The sequence below is a fragment of the Nocardia sp. CA-084685 genome, assembly GCF_050955785.1.
Classification (GTDB): domain Bacteria; phylum Actinomycetota; class Actinomycetes; order Mycobacteriales; family Mycobacteriaceae; genus Nocardia.
Genome location: NZ_CP192094.1, coordinates 9,038,528 through 9,054,997, shown reverse-complemented (window position 1 = coordinate 9,054,997; position 16,470 = coordinate 9,038,528). Strand labels below are relative to the sequence as shown.

The window sequence follows — 16,470 nt, the reverse complement described above, 5'->3', positions numbered from 1 at the left end:
TAGAGACAGCATATGGCTTGTCATGGTCATTTGCATCATCGACTCGGCGAATCTCCGGCACTCGTGCGCCTCGACGTCGCATGCAAGTTAATTGGGCGTATGACCAGCAATGATGCGGTGTGCGACAGATTCGTGGGCCATGTTGCGGGAGTGTCGGAGTGTGGCCGGTCGCGGTCGAGAAACCGCCCCGCAACGGGAGTGATGCCGATACCGGCGGCTGAAGTGATGTTCATCACAATTGTGTTTGCTATCTCGGCCGAATCGTTCGGAAGCCGCCGTCGCGAGGACGTTCCGACGCGCGAAGGCGCCGTGGTCGACGACCCGACCACGGCGCCTTCAGCGATCGCTCAGAGGCTGCGTGCCCGATCCTCATAGGCCTTTCGCTCGGCCACATCCACATCGTCGAGGAAGGCATTGCTCGAACCCAGCGCCCTGGCCAATCCATCAGCCACCGGCTCGGGCAGCAGATTCACCAGCCGCGACAGGAATCCGGCCACCGCGGTGACCCGCACCTTGGACTTCGGCTCGGCGATCAGCGCGACGATCGCATCGGCGATCTCCTCCGGCTCGGCCGGACGCAGCAGCTTCGGGCCACTCACACCGGAGCCGAGTTCGGTATTCGTCAGCGTCGGCAGCACCGAGGAGAATGCGACACCCGAACCCCGGTACTCCTCGCGCAGGGTGTCGGTAAAGCCGAGCACAGCATGCTTGCTGGCGTTATAGGTCGCCAGGCCCGGGATATGCGTCTCGCCCGCGAGCGAGGCGATATTGATGATGTGGCCCCGCTTGCGGGTCAGCATGCGCGTCAGGCCCAGTTTGGAGCCGAGGATTACGCCGTAGACGTTGATATCCAGGATCCGGCGGGTGATCTGATCCGGCTCATCGGCGAATTTGCCGGTCGGCATGATGCCCGCATTGTTGATCAGCACGTCGATCGGGCCGACGGTGCGCTCGACCTCGTCGAGGAAGCTCTCGAACGAGGTGGCATCGGTGACATCGAGGCGCCCGTACAGCTCGAAATCGCGGGCGGCGCCGGACTCCTTGACCGTGGTCTCGTCGATATCGCCGATCGCGATCTTGGCGCCGAGTGCCTGCAGTGCGGTCGCCGTGGCCAATCCGATGCCGCGCGCGCCGCCGGTGATGACGACGACCTTGCCGCGAATCTTCGCCGTGCTCACTTGTTGTCTCCCTTGAGTTTCAGAATCGCCGCGATATCGATGCGCCGCAGTCCGCGAGCCCCCGCGGCACGCATCGCCGCGAGCCCGAACAGCACCTTCGGCATCTGATACGGGAACCAGAGCAATTCCTTCTGCTGGGTCGGCAGGATCGGCGAGGTGATCGCCTTCTGCCTGCAGTACTTGCGGACCCCATTCGGACCGCCCCAGCGCGCGCCCACACCGGACTGTCCCCAGCCGCCCATCGGCAACGCGAAGCTGAACAGGTTGACGAAGACGTCATTGATGTTCACCGCCCCCGCCTCCAGCGCACGGGCCACGCGCTCGCCGCGCTCCTTATCGCCGGTCCACACCGAGGCAGACAAGCCATAGATCGAATCATTGGCCAGCCGAACGGCTTCGGCTTCATCAGCGACCTTGATCACCGGCAGGGTCGGGCCGAAGGTCTCCTCGGTAATGCAGGACATGGTGTGGTCGACATCGACGAGCACAGTGGGTTCGAACAGGGTGCCGACACCAGTGCGCTTGCCGCCGGTGGTCACCCTCGCGCCCGCGGCCACCGCCTCCTCGACATGGCGCTGCACGATCTGGGCCTGGTTCTCATTGGCCAGCGCGCCAACGTCGTATCGGGGCTCGCGACCGTCGAGGCCCTGGCGCAGATTCTTGACCGCATCGGTGAGCTTGACGACGAATTCGTCGTAGACCGGAGCCTCCACATACACCCGCTCCACCGAAATGCAGACCTGGCCCGAGTTGAACATGCCGCCGAAGGCGATGCCGTGCGCGGCCCGATCCAGATCCGCATCGGCCAGCACAATCGCCGGATCCTTACCGCCCAACTCCAGGCTGTAGGGGATCAACCGCTCGACACAGGCCGCGGCGATCTTGCGCCCGGTCGCGGTCGAACCGGTGAACTGGATGTAGTCGGCATGCTCGACTACCGCCGCACCCGTCGCACCTGCCCCGGTGACCACGGCGAATACCGGCGGCGCGCCGATTTCGGCCCAGCCCCTTGCCAATTCGACAGCCGAAAGCGGAGTCACCTCCGAAGGCTTGAGAATCACCGCGGCACCGGCGGCCAGCGCCGGGATCACATCGATGACCGGCATGGCCAGCGGGAAGTTCCACGGCGTGATCACACCGACCACCGGATACGGCTTGTACACCGTGGTCAACTTCTTGACCCGGGCAAGCGGGCTGTGTGGCGAGGGGTGGTCGTCGGCGAGGAACTTGCCCGCCCGGCGCGCGTAGTAGCCGATCAGATCGGTGGAGAAGGCCGGGTCGATCAGCGCGTCCACCCGAGGCTTGCCCGCCTCGGCCTGCAGCACATCGGCCAGGTGCTCGGTGTTGTCGATGATCCAGTCCTGCAGCTTCAGCAGCCATTCCTTGCGTCCCTCGGGGCCGATGGCCTCCCACTCCGGCTGATACAGGCGCAATTCGCGAATCTTGGCCGCGACCGCGTCGGGGCTCTCGCTCGGCACGGTGCCGACCACCGCGCCGGTACCCGGATTGCGGACCTCGATCAGTTCCGGATCCGCTTTCTCGGCCGTGGTCTTGCGCGCGGTTTTCTGCTCGGCCGGGCCGGGCACGGTATCGGTCACACTGTTCTCCCACTACGTTGTGCTGTGCACCGCCGGTGCTGTGAATCAGTTCACTGACCTATGATCGTGGCACAAGGTTGGCGGACTTTCTTGGCCCGATTTGTCAACGAATGAGGTCGTTTTTGTTCTCGAAGCACAATTCGGACCCTGGATGAGCACTGGCCGGATCAGTCCCAATAGCGCGGTGGTCCGCGACTGGCTCGCCGAATACGTCTACGAGACCATGCGCACCCAGGCTCTGGAACAGGTCGTCGACCGCCTCGACACTGCGATCATCGCGCACATCCCGGAACTCGCCGATCGCGATATGCGCCGCGACCTGGCCGCGAGCACCCGCGCGCACGCCAGAGTGGTGCTCGCCAATCTCACCAGCGACACCATCGAATTCGCCCTGCCGGAGGAGGCGCACGCCTTCGCCCGAACCCTCGCCCGGCGCGGTTACGACCTGCGGCTGCTGCTGCGGACCTATCACGTCGGGCAGGAGGCGGTCCTCGACTACATGACCGACGCCGTCGACGAACGCCGGCCGCCACCCGAAATCGAGCGGGCGGTAATGCTGCGACTATTCGAGCGTTCCACGCGATGGGTCAGCATTTCGGTGGAGACGCTCACCGACACGTATATGGAGGAGCGCGAGCGCGTAATGCGGGCCGCCCTCAACCGCCGCACCGAAATCGTGCGCGCTTTGCTCGCCGGAGACGAACTCGATATCGACCAGGCCTCGGTCCGGCTCGGCTACCGGCTCACCAAGCAGCACTTGGCCTTTGTGCTGTGGACCGATGAGGCCACCGGCGAGCCGGACAGCGAGTCGAGCGGCTTGCTGGATCGGGTGGCGACACGATTGGCCACCGTGCTCGGCAGCAACCACGTGCTCACTGTCGCTTCCGGTGCGAGCGGCATGTGGGCCTGGGCGAGTTTGTATGACGAGACCCATGCCGCCGAATTGACGGTCCCGGGTGAGATCGAGCGAATGGTGCTCGGACAGGTGGAGCCGCCGGTGCGGGTCGCGTTCGGGGTGCCCGCGCCGCAGGCCGCCGGGTTCCGGCAGAGCCATCACGAGGCGGTCGCGGCCAGGCACGTCGCCGAGCGCGCTCCGGCGGATCGTGGGCGGGTCACCGCATATCGCGAGGTGGAGATCGCCTATTTGGCGGGCGCCGACGACGCCGCCATGCGCGGTCTGATCGGGCGCGAATTGCACGCGCTGGCGGGCCGTGATGTCAACGCGATCCGACTGCGCGAAACCTTGCATGCATATCTGAAAAGCCAGCGCAGCCCGGAGGCCACGGCGAAATTACTCGGTGTGCACAAAAACACGGTCCGCTATCGAATCCAGCGGATCGAGGAACTGCTCGGCCATCCGATCCAAGCGCGCAGTCTGCCGCTGGAAATCGCACTGGCCTGCGTCGCCACCTACGGCGCGGACGCCCTACCGTGAAACGTCGAGAACTACTCCGCCTCCGCGACCTCGCGTTCGTGGCGTAGCGGCGGCTCGGTGACCGGTGCGACCCGCACATCCGGTAGATCCGCGAGCAATTGCGTGGTCGCTGCCGCGATGGCGTTCACCGCCTTGTCCACGGCCGCCTTGGTTGTGGTGCTCAGGCCGGACACGCCACCGACCGTACGCACGTACTGCAGTGCGGCAGCATAGATTTCCTGCTCGGTAGGCGCAGGTTCCAGGCCACGAAGGAGGGTGATGTTGCTACTCATGGGAGCACACTACTGCCCTTTGTCGGGGTAAGGCAGGACAAGAAACAGATCCGACGAAGCCAAGCCATTACACAGGTTTATCCAAGATCGATGGTGAAGAATCGGGGTATGCCTGCCCGCGGTGTCCCCACCTTGACAACATTCCCCTACGACGAACTCGACAAGCGGGAAGAGGACCACTGGTCCGGCGCGGCGGTATCGGATAACGAGTTACGCGCGCTCGCTCTCGGCGCGTTCTATTCGGCACGCTGGGATGCCTTCCATGATGCCCTGCTGCTCGGCCCCGAGCGCGACCATCCGCTCGGTGACCGGCGCGAGCTCGCCATCGATACGCTTACCGGCGCGTGGGGCATCACCGACAGCACCGAGGCGCAGGCCTCCATGGAGCAGTTGCTCGAAGGTATGCACGCGCCGCTGTACGCGATGGTGCATCCGTTGGTGATGGCATCGATCAATGCCAGTGAACGCGACCGGTTCGGTGAGCGGGCCGATCGGCACCGGGCCTTCCTGCGCCAGGTGGGCTCGTTCCGGGGGATGGACAATCCGGAGGCGCTGGTTCGCGATTACGACATCTGGTCACAGGCGATCAAAATCGGTTTCACCGATCATCTGGCCCGTCCGCTGCCGAGTGATATCCATGCCTGGGATCTGGCCCGCGTGGTCGCGGTGGCCCGGATGGCCTTCACCGCGGGCTATCTCGACGCCGAGGTGGCCTGGAGCTACCTGATGCGGGCACTGCCGCTGGCCCAGCGCAAATACCAGAATTGGCGCCAATTCGGCGATGCCTACCTGACCGGCTGGACCTACTGGCAGGCCTGTGAGGATCTGGCCGAACTCAAGAACGGCGGCGTGGATCGGCGCATGGAACTGCTGCGCCTGTGGTTGCGTCCGACCAGCCCGTGGCGGCGGATCACGCTGCAATCAGTGCCCGTCGGGGAGTGAGCGCAGAATCCCGCGCCCGTAGCGCTGGAACTGTCCGTCGTCGACCATGCCCAGGGAATGCCGCTCCACCAGCAATTCCCACTCGGAATAAAGCTGGGAGACACCCGGATCGGCAGGACCGGCCGCACCGTCGGCCGAATCGCGCCGGACGGCGAAATTCACCGCGCAGGTGACGCGCTCGGTATCGGCCCGATCGGTGCCGGTGAAATGCAACGTGACATTTCCGTCGTGCACATCGATGCCGGTCTCGCCGCGCGCCGAGCCGACCTCACCGGGAGCGGTCATCGGGCCGTCGGTGGTGCGCGCCCACATGACGACCGGGATCGGAAGCTCGTGCGCGTACCTGTCACCGGGTCCGATGGAGATGAACAGCAGCCGTCCGGTGGTCGCGGCCAGCAGACCGGGACCGCTGCCCGCCGGTGGATGCGCGACCACGATGGCAGTCTCCAGCACATATTCGTCGATGGTGACGTAGCGATGGAGCGCGGCTATCGCCGCCTTGGCTTCGCGCTTGGGGGTCATCCGCCGCACGGCTCGATCGACATCGGCTCGGGTCGGCCCGCTCTTACCCCATTGCGGGGCGGGCGGCTGCAGATCAGGTGCGGCCACATCCATGCGCTGGCTGGCCAGGATCTGATCGTTGATGCGCTCGACGATTTCGGCGGCCGCGGGGAAATCGTGGTCGGCTATCAATACCGGTAGCGGTGTGCGGTCGGCGGGCACACCGGTGAGCACCGGCGTGGGATAACGCAGATAGATCTCGATGACGACCGCGTCATCGGCGCGGCGGTTCAGCCGAACCTTGAGCAGATCGGTGACCGGCACATCCAGTACACGTTCGCCATCGCTGCCCGGGCGTAGCACGATCAGTCGTCCCCGGCCGTGCCGGAGTATCGCTGTGGGTGTCCGTAGCTCAACTATGTCCATACCCCCTGCGCTCTGTTTGTTCTGCGGTGCTGCCGGGGCCTACGTGGTTAAGCAAGCTACCGCCTTCGGCCCCGTCGCTCGCACCGCGGCTATGTGTCGTCGCTCACGATAGGCCGAACATGACATGATTGTGACCACTTGGCGTAACCCGACCGGAGACTTCGGGAACCACGGACGTTCCCCGACCGTTTACCTGTCGAACTACACCAGCTGCCGAACTGCGCGATGTATCGACTAGACCGTACGCGGTAACGTGGCATGTCCGCATCCGAACCACCGGACGGGACGCGCCCAACGCCACGCTAGGCATGCACCGGAGACACCCGGAAAGGACTGGCCGCCCGGCCTACGCTCTATGAACCGCAAGACTGTGTTTCGCACCCTGGCCATAGTCTCGGGCATCTTGCTCGTGATCTATGCGTTCAGCTATTTCGGCAATGACACGCGGGGCTGGAAGAGCGTCGATACCTCGGTGGCGTTGAGTCAGCTGAACGACAAAAGCAACGTCAAGAACGTCCAGATCGACGACCGCGAGCAGCAGCTGCGCATCGAGCTGAACAACGGGAACGACGCCACCTCCGGCTCGAAGAAGGTCATCGCCAAGTATCCAGGTGGTAGTGAGACCTCCAACCAGGTCTTCGATGCCGTGCAGAAGTCCGGCGCACCGTTCAACACCGTGGTCAAACAGGACAGCTGGTTCACCCAGATCCTGCTGTTCGTCCTTCCGATGGTGATCTTGTTGGGCCTGTTCATCTTTGTGATGTCGCGCATGCAGGGCGGTGGTCGCGGCGGCATGATGGGCTTCGGCAAGTCCAAGGCCAAACAGCTGTCCAAGGACATGCCCAAGACCACCTTCGCGGATGTGGCCGGCGCCGACGAGGCCGTCGAAGAGCTCTACGAAATCAAGGACTTCCTGCAGAACCCGGTGCGCTACCAGGCGCTGGGCGCGAAAATCCCGAAGGGCGTGCTGCTCTACGGCCCGCCCGGTACCGGTAAGACCCTGCTGGCGCGTGCCGTCGCGGGTGAGGCCGGGGTGCCGTTCTTCACCATCTCCGGTTCGGACTTCGTCGAGATGTTCGTCGGTGTCGGCGCCTCCCGCGTGCGCGACCTGTTCGAGCAGGCCAAGCAGAACAGCCCGTGCATCATCTTCGTCGACGAGATCGACGCGGTCGGCCGCCAACGCGGCGCCGGCCTCGGCGGTGGTCACGACGAGCGTGAGCAGACGCTGAACCAGTTGCTCGTCGAGATGGACGGCTTCGGCGATCGCACCGGCGTCATCCTGATCGCCGCGACCAATCGCCCCGACATCCTCGATCCGGCCCTGCTGCGTCCGGGCCGGTTCGACCGGCAGATCCCGGTCAGCAATCCGGACCTGGCCGGGCGTCGTGCCATCCTGCGGGTGCATTCGCAGGGCAAGCCGATCTCGCCGGAGGCCGATCTCGACGGTCTGGCCAAGCGCACCGTCGGCATGTCCGGCGCGGATCTGGCCAATGTCGTCAACGAGGCCGCACTGCTCACCGCCCGCGAGAACGGCGCGGTGATCACCGGCGAGCAACTCGAGGAGTCGGTGGACCGCGTGGTCGGTGGTCCGCGCCGTAAGAGCCGCATCATCAGCGAGCACGAGAAGAAGATCACCGCCTACCACGAGGGCGGCCACACCCTGGCCGCTTGGGCGATGCCGGATATCGAGCCGGTCTACAAGGTGACCATCCTGGCCCGCGGCCGCACCGGCGGCCACGCCATGACGGTGCCCGAGGATGACAAGGGCCTGATGACCCGTTCGGAGATGATCGCCCGCCTGGTCATGGCGATGGGTGGTCGCGCGGCCGAGGAACTGGTATTCCACGAGCCGACCACCGGTGCGTCCTCGGATATCGATCAGGCCACCAAGATCGCGCGCGCGATGGTCACCGAATACGGCATGAGCGCACGTCTGGGCGCGGTGCGTTACGGCGAGGAGCAGGGCGATCCGTTCCTGGGTCGGTCGATGGGCGTGGGTTCGGGCTTCTCGCATGAGGTCGCCGGCGCCATCGACGAGGAGGTGCGCAACCTGATCGAGGCCGCGCACACCGAGGCGTGGGCCATCCTCAACGAGTACCGCGATGTGCTCGATGTGCTCGCCACGGCGCTGCTCGAGCGGGAGACCTTGCACCGCAAGGATCTCGAGGAGATCCTCGCCGCGGTGCAGAAGCGGCCGCGCATAACCGCGTTCAACGATTTCGGCGAGCGGGTGCCATCGGATAAGCCACCGGTGAAGACTCCGGGTGAACTGGCCGCCGAACGCGGCGAGCCGTGGCCCCCGCAGGAGCCGCTGCTGCCGAAGCTGCCGCAGCGCGAAGCCGCGACCGCGAATGGCTATCCGGACGCCGGTTACCAGGAGGAACCGCGCTACGGCGGCTACGCCCAGCCGCACCCGTTGCCGCAGGCGCCCACCCCGGCCTACCCGCGACAGGGCGCGACGCATGGTTCGCGGCCGGATTACGGCGCCCCGGCCGGTTGGTCGGCACCGGGCTGGCCGCCGCGCGACGAGCCGCAGCAGCAGTCGGGTCAGCCCGGCTACGGCGGCTGGCAGGGTGAGCCGCAGCCCCGCCACGGCTATCCGCAGCCGCAGCAGCCATGGGGTCAGCCGGGCCGCGGCAGCGACGGCTATGACGAGCCCGCAAGTGGCACTGGGAATAACGAGGGCGAGAACCGCGATTGGGATGGACCGAACGGTCGGCACTGACACGTGCCGATTAGGCTCGACCATCTGGGTGCGGGGTGATTGCTCGCACCCGAGATTTTGGAGGTGTCCTCGATTGTCGGCCAACAATCACGTCGGTGGCCCCGGGCATGTGAACGGCGGTGCCGTTGCGAATGCCAGCGCTTTCGACGAATTCGACGAACCGGTCAAGTACAACGGTGCGGGCCCGGCCGAGCCGGACTTGATCGCATTGGAGACCGGCAGTCCCTTCGATCAGCCCCGAGCCGAGGCCGCGATCCGAGAATTGCTGATCGCGGTCGGTGAGAATCCGGACCGGCCCGGCCTGATCGATACGCCCGCGCGGGTGGCCCGCGCCTATCGAGAGATGTTCGCCGGGCTCTTCACCGAGCCGGATGCGGTGCTGAACACCACTTTCGACGAGGGGCACCAGGAATTGGTGCTGGTTCGCGATATCCCGCTGTACTCCACCTGTGAACACCATCTGGTGTCCTTTCACGGCGTCGCGCACGTCGGCTACATTCCCGGCCCGCACGGCCGGGTGACCGGACTGTCCAAACTGGCCAGACTGGTCGATCTGTATGCCAAGCGTCCGCAGGTACAGGAGCGGCTGACCAGCCAGATCGCCGATGCCGTCATGCGCAAGCTGGATCCGCGTGGTGCCATTGTCGTGATCGAGGCCGAGCATCTGTGCATGGCCATGCGCGGTATCCGCAAGCCCGGCGCCAGCACCACCACCTCCGCTGTGCGCGGTCTGCTGCAGTCCAACGCCGCCTCGCGGGCCGAGGCCCTCGATCTGATCCTGCGGAAGTGAGGCCCCGCGCGGTGTCGACGCACGCCCCCGATCCCCTCCGGAGCAGTGTCGCGCCGCGCGATAATCGTTCCTGTGTGGTGATGGGGGTCGTGAACGTCACCAGCGATTCGTTCTCCGACGGCGGCCGCTATCTGGATCCGAGCCTGGCGATCGCGCACGGCATCGAGCTGTACGAGGCGGGCGCCGACATCATCGATATCGGTGGCGAGTCGACCCGGCCCGGTGCGGTGCGCATCGACCCGGAAACCGAGGCGGCGCGGGTGGTTCCGGTCATTCGCGGTTTGGTTGCCGCGGGTGTGCCGACGAGTGTGGACACCATGCGGGCCGGTGTCGCCGAGGCGGCGATCGCGGCCGGAGTTTCGGTCGTCAACGATGTCTCCGGTGGCCGCGCCGACCCGGATATGGTGAAAGTCGTTGCGGCGGCTGAGGTTCCGTGGATCCTCATGCACTGGCGGGCGGGTGCGGACTATCGACACACCGGCCCGGCCGATCACTACGACGATGTGGTCGCCGAGGTGCTCGCCGAATTGACCGCGCAGGTTGAGTTGGCCGTCACGGCCGGTGTCGACCGGTCCCGACTGGTACTCGATCCCGGCCTCGGATTCGCCAAGAATGCTGAACACAACTGGGCGTTGCTCGGCGCGCTGCCCGAATTGGTCGGCCACGGGCTGCCGATACTCATCGGCGCCTCTCGTAAACGTTTCCTCGGCGCCCTGCTCGCCGATGCCGCTGGTCCGCGCCCGCCCGACGGCCGGGAGACCGCCACCGCGACGGTGTCGGCGCTGGCCGCGCTGCACGGGGCATGGGGTGTCCGCGTCCACGATGTGCGTGCCTCGCTCGATGCCATTGCCGTGACCGATGCCTGGCAGCGCGCTGCCGGGCACAGCCCCCGAGGAGCCGTTCTATGACCGCAGCACCGCGCAGTGATTCGATGACCGGTGGCGGGCGGGAGGCGGGTGGGCGCCGGCCTGACCGGATCGAACTGCGCGGCCTGCGCGCGTATGGCTATCACGGCTGCTTCGACTACGAACGCCGCGACGGCCAGGAATTCCTGGTCGATCTGACGGTATGGACCGATTTCGCCGCGGCCGCGGCCACCGATGACCTCGCCAACACCATCGACTACGGCGCTCTAGCCGAGCGCGCCGTGCGGATCATCCAGGGGCCGCCGCGCAATCTCATCGAAAAGGTGGTCGCCGATATCGCCGACGATGTGATGACCGATCCGCGCATCCAATCGGTCGAGGTCGTCGTGCACAAACCAGCCGCGCCGATTCCGCATACCTTCGCCGATGTCCGCGTGGTCACCTCGCGGCAGCGGGGAGTGGTGGCATGAGCGAGCGCCGCGCCAGCGAGGTGGAGCGATGAGTCGCGCCGTCTTGTCGATCGGCTCCAATCTGGGCGATCGGCTCGCGCATCTGCGCAGTGTCGTCGACGGACTGGGGGATCGGGTGGTGGCGGTGTCGCCGGTGTACACGACCGCGCCGTGGGGCGGTGTCGAACAGGACGACTATCTCAATGCCATTGTGCTGGTCGATGACCCGCGATTCGGCCCGAACGATTGGCTGCGCTTCGGCCAGCAGTTGGAGCGGGCCGCCGGTCGGGTGCGCGAAGTGCGTTGGGGCGCGCGCACTCTCGATGTCGATGTGGTGTTGTGTGTCGAGGAAGGCGCGGTCTACCGCAGTGACGATCCCGATTTGACCCTGCCGCATCCGCAGGCACACAACCGGGCCTTCGTACTTATCCCGTGGCTGGATGTGCAGCCGGACGCGGAACTCGAGGTCGATGGCACCGCGCGGCCGGTGCGCGATTGGCTCGCCGAACTCGACGCGGTCGAACGCGCGGGTGTCCGGCCGACCGAATTCGTGCTGTCGGCGGCCACGGAGGGTTCGGCGTCGTGAAACTGAAGCCGACCCGGATCTTCGATCTCATCGCGAATGTCGTTGTCGCGGCCCTTATCGCCTGGCTGCTCACGCGGATGGCCTATGGCAGTTTCCCGCCGATCTCGATTTATGCGGGCGCATCGCTTTATCCGGTGGCCGCGATTGAAGTGGCACTCGCTTTCGTAATCCGCGCGCGAGTCAATGAACATCAGATCGGCGACGGCAGCCATCAGCTGCATCCGATCACCGCGGCCCGCGCGGTCGCATTGGCGAAGGCGTCCGCGCAGGTCGGCTCGCTTGCCGCGGGGGTATGGCTGGGTTTCCTTTTGTGGGTTTATCCACAACGCGACACCTTGAACGCGGCCGGGGCGGATAGTCCCGGCGCAATTGTCGGGATGCTGGCGGGGGTGGCTTTGGTAGCTGCGGCACTGTGGTTGGAGTATTGCTGTCGGGCACCCGAGGACCCTTCAGACGATCCAGCAACGACTTAGCAAATAATCTCGACTGAATCACCGCGCGAGAATCTGGGCGCGGCTGGCCGATCAAGCTACCCTGGCGTGCATGGTTTCACCCTCCCGTAGCAGCACCTCTCGTCGACGGCGGGACGACGCGGGAAAATTGTTCATCGGCGTATTGATTCTGCTCGGTCTGGTTGCCAGCGTTTTCCTGGTTTTCAGCGACCGTCTGCAGTTTGTTCGGATCGGCTTGGTAGCGGCGCTGTGGGCAGCCGTGATCGGCGCTTTGGCCGCGACGCGGTACCGCAAGGAAGCCACGATCGATAAGGCCAAGGTCCGTGACCTGCAAACGGTGTATGAGCTCCAGTTGGAGCGCGAGGTGACTGCCCGGCGCGAATACGAGCTCGGAGTCGAGGCGCGGGTGCGCGCGGAGGTGGGTGCCGATGCGGCCGAAATGGCCGCCCTGCGCGCCGAACTCACCGTGCTCCGGCAGAGTCTGCAGCGGCTCTTCGACGGTGATCTGCCGATGGATCGACCCGCGTTGCGGGCCGATGCGACCCGTATTCAGGAGTTGCCGAGCGCATCCGGAAATTCGACCAACAATAGCTCGGCGAATGCCGACAGCTGGCTGGACATGGCGTTTCAGCAATCTCCTAGCACCTTCACTCCGGTCTTCGACTCGGATCATCCGGAGCCGCCGCGCTTCGCCAGTCCCTTCGACGATCCGGTGACCGCGGAGACCGCTGTCGTCTCCCTCGACGATTTCGACGACTCCGAGATCCCCGAAGCCGAGGTCGACGATGTTTACGACACCGGCCCGCTGGCCACCGCGGCCGGCGGCTGGGCCGACGCGTTCACCGAGGATCCGGAAAAGACCGGTGTTCCACCGCGGTTGCAGCCGCTCGAGTACACCGTGCCGCCGCGTCCGTCGGAACCGGAGCCGACCGCGTCCGAACCCGAGCAGGACGTCTCGGCACCGGAGCCGACCGCACATCCGGAGCCCGCTCCACGTCCGACGACCGCGGTCCCGCCGCTGGGCACCGCCACCTCCCGCCGCCGTCGCCGCGTCGATCCGAACGCCGACTCCGGCAATTCGTCGCGCCGACTTTCAGTGGCCGAGATCATGGCCAACCTGCAGTCGGAAGAAAACGGACGCACCGGCCGCTGACCCAACCCGATCGGCCACGGCGACACACTCCCCACCCCGACCGAGCGGGGAGTCCGTGGCCGGTCTCGTGTCCGTGCGAAGGCGCGGCCATGGGCTCAGCCGAGTGGTCGAAGCACATGCGACGAAGTCGTAGGGTCTCGACCATCGGGCATGCGTGCACGTGGTGCCGTACGCCCGCGCCACCACGGATTCCGATGGAGAGGGTCTTACGAGTGGGAAGTCCGTGGCCGGTCTCGTGTCCGTGCGTAGTCGCGGCCATGGGCTCAGCCGAGTAGTCGAAGCACATGCGACGAAGTCTCGGGTCGAGCCCCTCGGCATGCGTGCACCGGGTGCCGAACGTCCCGCCCTCACGAATCACCACGGAGCTGTCTTACGAGCGACCCGTTCGCGGCCCGTCTCGCGTCCGAGCCGTCGAAGCGCATGCGCCGCAGGCGCGAGTCTCGACGGCTCGGACGCGAGACACCAGGGGGCCGCGAACACCGCGGCGCCCGCGCCGCCAAAAACACTGCGGTGTAAATCACGGTGGTGCCCCGTGGCATCGGCGAAGGATGGGCCGATATTCTCGGTGCGTAACGTCTGGTACCCGGCTGTCCGGGACTGGAACGACATCGAGAGGACAACGTTGACCTCGAGAAGCGTCAACCCTGATAACGCTGCTTCGGGTGACCCCGCGCCTGCACGCTTGACGGTGGGAATCGTCTCGGCGGGACGCGTCGGCTCCGCACTCGGCGCGGCGCTCGAGCGCGCCGGACACGTGGTGTTCGGAGTGGCCGCCATCTCGGATGCCTCGGTGCATCGGGCTCGCACCCGGCTACCCGAATCCGAGATCCTGCCGGTCGAGGATGTGGCCGCACGCAGCGAATTGCTGCTGCTTGCCGTACCCGATGCCGAACTGGCCGGGCTGGTGCGCGGTCTGGCATCCGCCGGTGTGGTCCGCCCCGGCACGATCGTCGCGCACACCTCCGGCGCCAATGGCGTCGCTGTGCTGACGCCGCTGGCCGAGCGCGGCGCACTGCCGCTGGCCGTCCATCCGGCCATGACCTTCACCGGTCACGACGAGGATGTCGCCCGCATCGGCAATGCCTGCTTCGGCATTACCGCCGCCGACGAAATCGGCTTCGCCATCGCGCAATCGCTGGTGATCGAAATGGGCGGCGAGCCGGTTCGGGTGCAGGAAGAAAATCGCCAGCTCTATCACGCCGCACTCGCGCACGGCAGTAATCACCTGGTCACGCTGGTCTTGGACGCGGTCGAAGCACTGCGCGCCGCACTCGCGGGCCCCGGCCTGCTCGGCCAGCAGATCGTCGACGATCAACCCAACGGTCTGGCCGAACGTCTGCTCGCCCCCTTGGCCTCCGCTGCTCTCGACAATGCCCTGCGCCGTGGTCAGTCCGCGCTGACCGGGCCGGTGGCACGCGGTGACGCGGATGCCGTCGCCGCACATCTGAGCGCTATGGCAGCCGTCGATACCCGCCTGGCCGCGGGCTATCGCGCCATGTCGCTGCGCACGGCCGAGCGTGCCAAGACCAATCCGGCGCTGATCGAGCTGCTGGAGGGCGGCCGGTGATGGATCCGAAGTTTGCCCGGCGCGATCGACAGGACCGGAGGAGCCAGCGTGCCTAACCACGGAGGGCCCCGAGAGCGCCGTATCGAGCAGAGCGCGTATCGCCGCGGCGAGCTGACCGTGCACCACGATCCCGAGGCGATCGCCGCTGTCTCCAAGGCTCTGCGCGGCGTCGGTCGTACCGTCGGGCTGGTGCCGACCATGGGCGCACTGCACGAGGGGCACCTCGAGATCGTGCGCCGGGCCAAGCGGACCAATCAGGTGGTCATCGTCTCGATTTTCGTGAATCCGCTGCAGTTCGGTGCGAACGAAGATCTGGACAAATACCCGCGCACCCTCGACGCCGACGTCGAATTGCTGCGCGAGGAGGGTGTGGAGCTGGTATTCGCGCCGAGCGCCTCGGATATGTATCCGGACGGCCCACGCACCACCGTGCATCCGGGCCCGATCGGGGCCGAGCTGGAAGGCGCGAGTCGACCGACGCATTTCGCGGGCATGCTGACCGTGGTCGCCAAACTGCTGAATATCGCGCGTCCGACCGAGGCTTTCTTCGGTGAGAAGGACTATCAGCAGCTCACCCTGATCCGCCAGATGGTGCGCGATCTGAATATGGACGTCAAGATCGTGCCGCTGCCGACGGTTCGCGAACACGACGGACTCGCGCTGTCCTCCCGCAATCGGTATCTCGATGCGGCACAGCGGGAATCGGCACTGGCCTTGTCGGCGGCGCTGGCCGCAGGGCGGCATGCGGGCGCGCTCGGCGCGGATGCTGTGCTGGCCGCCGCCCGCGCGGTGCTCGAAGCGACCCCCGGTGTCGATGTCGACTATCTCGAATTGCGCTCGTCCACGCTCGGCCCCGCCCCCGCGAACGGCAATGCGCGCCTGCTGGTCGCAGCCAAGGTCGGCTCGACCCGCCTGATCGACAACACAGCCGTCGCACTCGGCGCACCTGTCGACGGTGGCCATCCCACACTTCCCGATTCGCGCACCGCCGCGACCGACTCCCAGCCTGCCCAGGCCGATATTTAGGAAGGCGACAGCGATGTTGCGCACCATGATGAAATCGAAGATCCACCGTGCCACGGTGACCCATGCCGATCTGCACTATGTCGGCTCGGTGACCGTCGACCAGGATCTGCTCGATGCCGCCGATCTGCTCGAGGGTGAGCAGGTCTGCATTGTCGATATAGATAACGGCGCCCGCCTGGAGACCTATGTGATCGCCGGTGAGCGCGGTTCGGGTGTGATCGGAATCAATGGCGCCGCAGCCCATCTCGTGCATCCCGGTGATCTGGTCATTCTTATCGCCTACGGCATGATGGACAAGGCGGAGTTGAAGGAATACGCCCCGAAGGTCGTCTTCGTCGACGAGCACAATCGTGCGACCGATCTCGGTTCCGATCCGGCGCATGCCCCGGAGGGTTCCGGTCTGGTCACCCCGCGCTCATTGACCGCTGTGCCGGATGCGGCGTTCCCGGGTCCCTCCGTGGCTACCCGGGCTGGCGCCTCCGTGCCCGTCGCTCACGTCTGAGC

Annotated in this window: 16 protein-coding genes; 12 read left to right on the top strand and 4 right to left on the bottom strand. The window is 66.0% G+C overall.

Going from position 1 to position 16,470, the window contains the following annotated elements:
• Positions 1–347 precede the first annotated feature (347 nt).
• Both ACQP2U_RS39955 and ACQP2U_RS39950 read right to left on the bottom strand, forming a co-directional pair.
• Positions 348–1,178: an SDR family oxidoreductase gene (locus ACQP2U_RS39955; protein ID WP_433712345.1), complete on the bottom strand. Its 831-nt coding sequence runs from the start codon at positions 1,176–1,178 to the stop codon at positions 348–350.
• Positions 1,175–2,698 (bottom strand): aldehyde dehydrogenase family protein, encoded by a 1,524-nt coding sequence (locus ACQP2U_RS39950; protein ID WP_433716743.1) that lies wholly within the window; start codon positions 2,696–2,698, stop codon positions 1,175–1,177. The genes ACQP2U_RS39955 and ACQP2U_RS39950 overlap by 4 nt, the downstream gene beginning before the upstream one ends.
• Positions 2,699–2,927: 229 nt before the next feature.
• Here ACQP2U_RS39950 and ACQP2U_RS39945 point away from each other — a divergent pair, with 229 nt between their 5' ends.
• The gene (locus ACQP2U_RS39945) at positions 2,928–4,211 is read left to right on the top strand and encodes a PucR family transcriptional regulator (RefSeq protein WP_433712343.1); all 1,284 of its coding nucleotides are present in this window, start codon (positions 2,928–2,930) and stop codon (positions 4,209–4,211) included.
• An 11-nt stretch (positions 4,212–4,222) separates the two neighbouring features.
• On the opposite strand, the gene ACQP2U_RS39940 is transcribed toward ACQP2U_RS39945, so the two are convergent.
• Positions 4,223–4,483, bottom strand: coding sequence for a DUF2277 domain-containing protein (locus tag ACQP2U_RS39940; protein ID WP_397034023.1), 261 nt, complete (start codon positions 4,481–4,483; stop codon positions 4,223–4,225).
• 90 nt (positions 4,484–4,573) lie between these two features.
• Between ACQP2U_RS39940 and ACQP2U_RS39935 the strand changes: the two genes are divergently transcribed.
• Positions 4,574–5,425 (top strand): DUF1266 domain-containing protein, encoded by an 852-nt coding sequence (locus ACQP2U_RS39935; protein ID WP_433712341.1) that lies wholly within the window; start codon positions 4,574–4,576, stop codon positions 5,423–5,425.
• Here ACQP2U_RS39935 and ACQP2U_RS39930 read toward each other — a convergent pair.
• Positions 5,405–6,352 (bottom strand): hypothetical protein, encoded by a 948-nt coding sequence (locus ACQP2U_RS39930; RefSeq protein WP_433712339.1) that lies wholly within the window; start codon positions 6,350–6,352, stop codon positions 5,405–5,407. The genes ACQP2U_RS39935 and ACQP2U_RS39930 overlap by 21 nt on opposite strands.
• A 355-nt stretch (positions 6,353–6,707) precedes the next feature.
• Between ACQP2U_RS39930 and ftsH the strand changes: the two genes are divergently transcribed.
• The 10 genes from ftsH (at position 6,708) to panD (ending at position 16,468) form a co-directional block, all read left to right on the top strand.
• Complete coding sequence (ftsH, locus tag ACQP2U_RS39925) at positions 6,708–9,077, top strand: ATP-dependent zinc metalloprotease FtsH (RefSeq protein WP_433712337.1); 2,370 nt, start codon at positions 6,708–6,710, stop codon at positions 9,075–9,077.
• Positions 9,078–9,276: 199 nt separating this feature from the next.
• Positions 9,277–9,867 carry a GTP cyclohydrolase I FolE gene (gene folE / locus ACQP2U_RS39920; protein WP_040686186.1) on the top strand — a complete coding sequence of 197 codons (591 nt, stop codon included), beginning with the start codon at positions 9,277–9,279 and terminating at the stop codon, positions 9,865–9,867.
• 80 nt (positions 9,868–9,947) lie between these two features.
• The gene (gene folP, locus ACQP2U_RS39915) at positions 9,948–10,775 is read left to right on the top strand and encodes a dihydropteroate synthase (RefSeq protein WP_397034015.1); all 828 of its coding nucleotides are present in this window, start codon (positions 9,948–9,950) and stop codon (positions 10,773–10,775) included.
• Positions 10,776–10,798: 23 nt separating this feature from the next.
• Complete coding sequence (gene folB / locus ACQP2U_RS39910) at positions 10,799–11,203, top strand: dihydroneopterin aldolase (protein WP_433716742.1); 405 nt, start codon at positions 10,799–10,801, stop codon at positions 11,201–11,203.
• Positions 11,204–11,231: 28 nt separating this feature from the next.
• A complete protein-coding gene (folK, locus tag ACQP2U_RS39905) occupies positions 11,232–11,768 on the top strand; it encodes a 2-amino-4-hydroxy-6-hydroxymethyldihydropteridine diphosphokinase (RefSeq protein WP_433712336.1) in 537 nt (178 codons plus the stop codon).
• Between the two features lie 2 nt (positions 11,769–11,770).
• Positions 11,771–12,241, top strand: a complete 471-nt coding sequence (locus ACQP2U_RS39900; RefSeq protein ID WP_433716741.1) for a DUF3180 domain-containing protein — start codon at positions 11,771–11,773, stop codon at positions 12,239–12,241.
• 70 nt (positions 12,242–12,311) lie between these two features.
• On the top strand, positions 12,312–13,373 hold the full coding sequence (locus ACQP2U_RS39895) for a DUF6779 domain-containing protein (protein ID WP_433712335.1): 1,062 nt from the start codon (positions 12,312–12,314) through the stop codon (positions 13,371–13,373).
• A gap of 622 nt (positions 13,374–13,995) precedes the next feature.
• Positions 13,996–14,940 (top strand): Rossmann-like and DUF2520 domain-containing protein, encoded by a 945-nt coding sequence (locus tag ACQP2U_RS39890; protein ID WP_433712334.1) that lies wholly within the window; start codon positions 13,996–13,998, stop codon positions 14,938–14,940.
• Positions 14,941–14,988: 48 nt separating this feature from the next.
• Positions 14,989–15,966, top strand: a complete 978-nt coding sequence (gene panC, locus ACQP2U_RS39885) for a pantoate--beta-alanine ligase (RefSeq protein ID WP_433712333.1) — start codon at positions 14,989–14,991, stop codon at positions 15,964–15,966.
• Positions 15,967–15,979: 13 nt separating this feature from the next.
• Positions 15,980–16,468 carry an aspartate 1-decarboxylase gene (panD, locus tag ACQP2U_RS39880; protein ID WP_433712332.1) on the top strand — a complete coding sequence of 163 codons (489 nt, stop codon included), beginning with the start codon at positions 15,980–15,982 and terminating at the stop codon, positions 16,466–16,468.
• Positions 16,469–16,470: the final 2 nt, after the last annotated feature.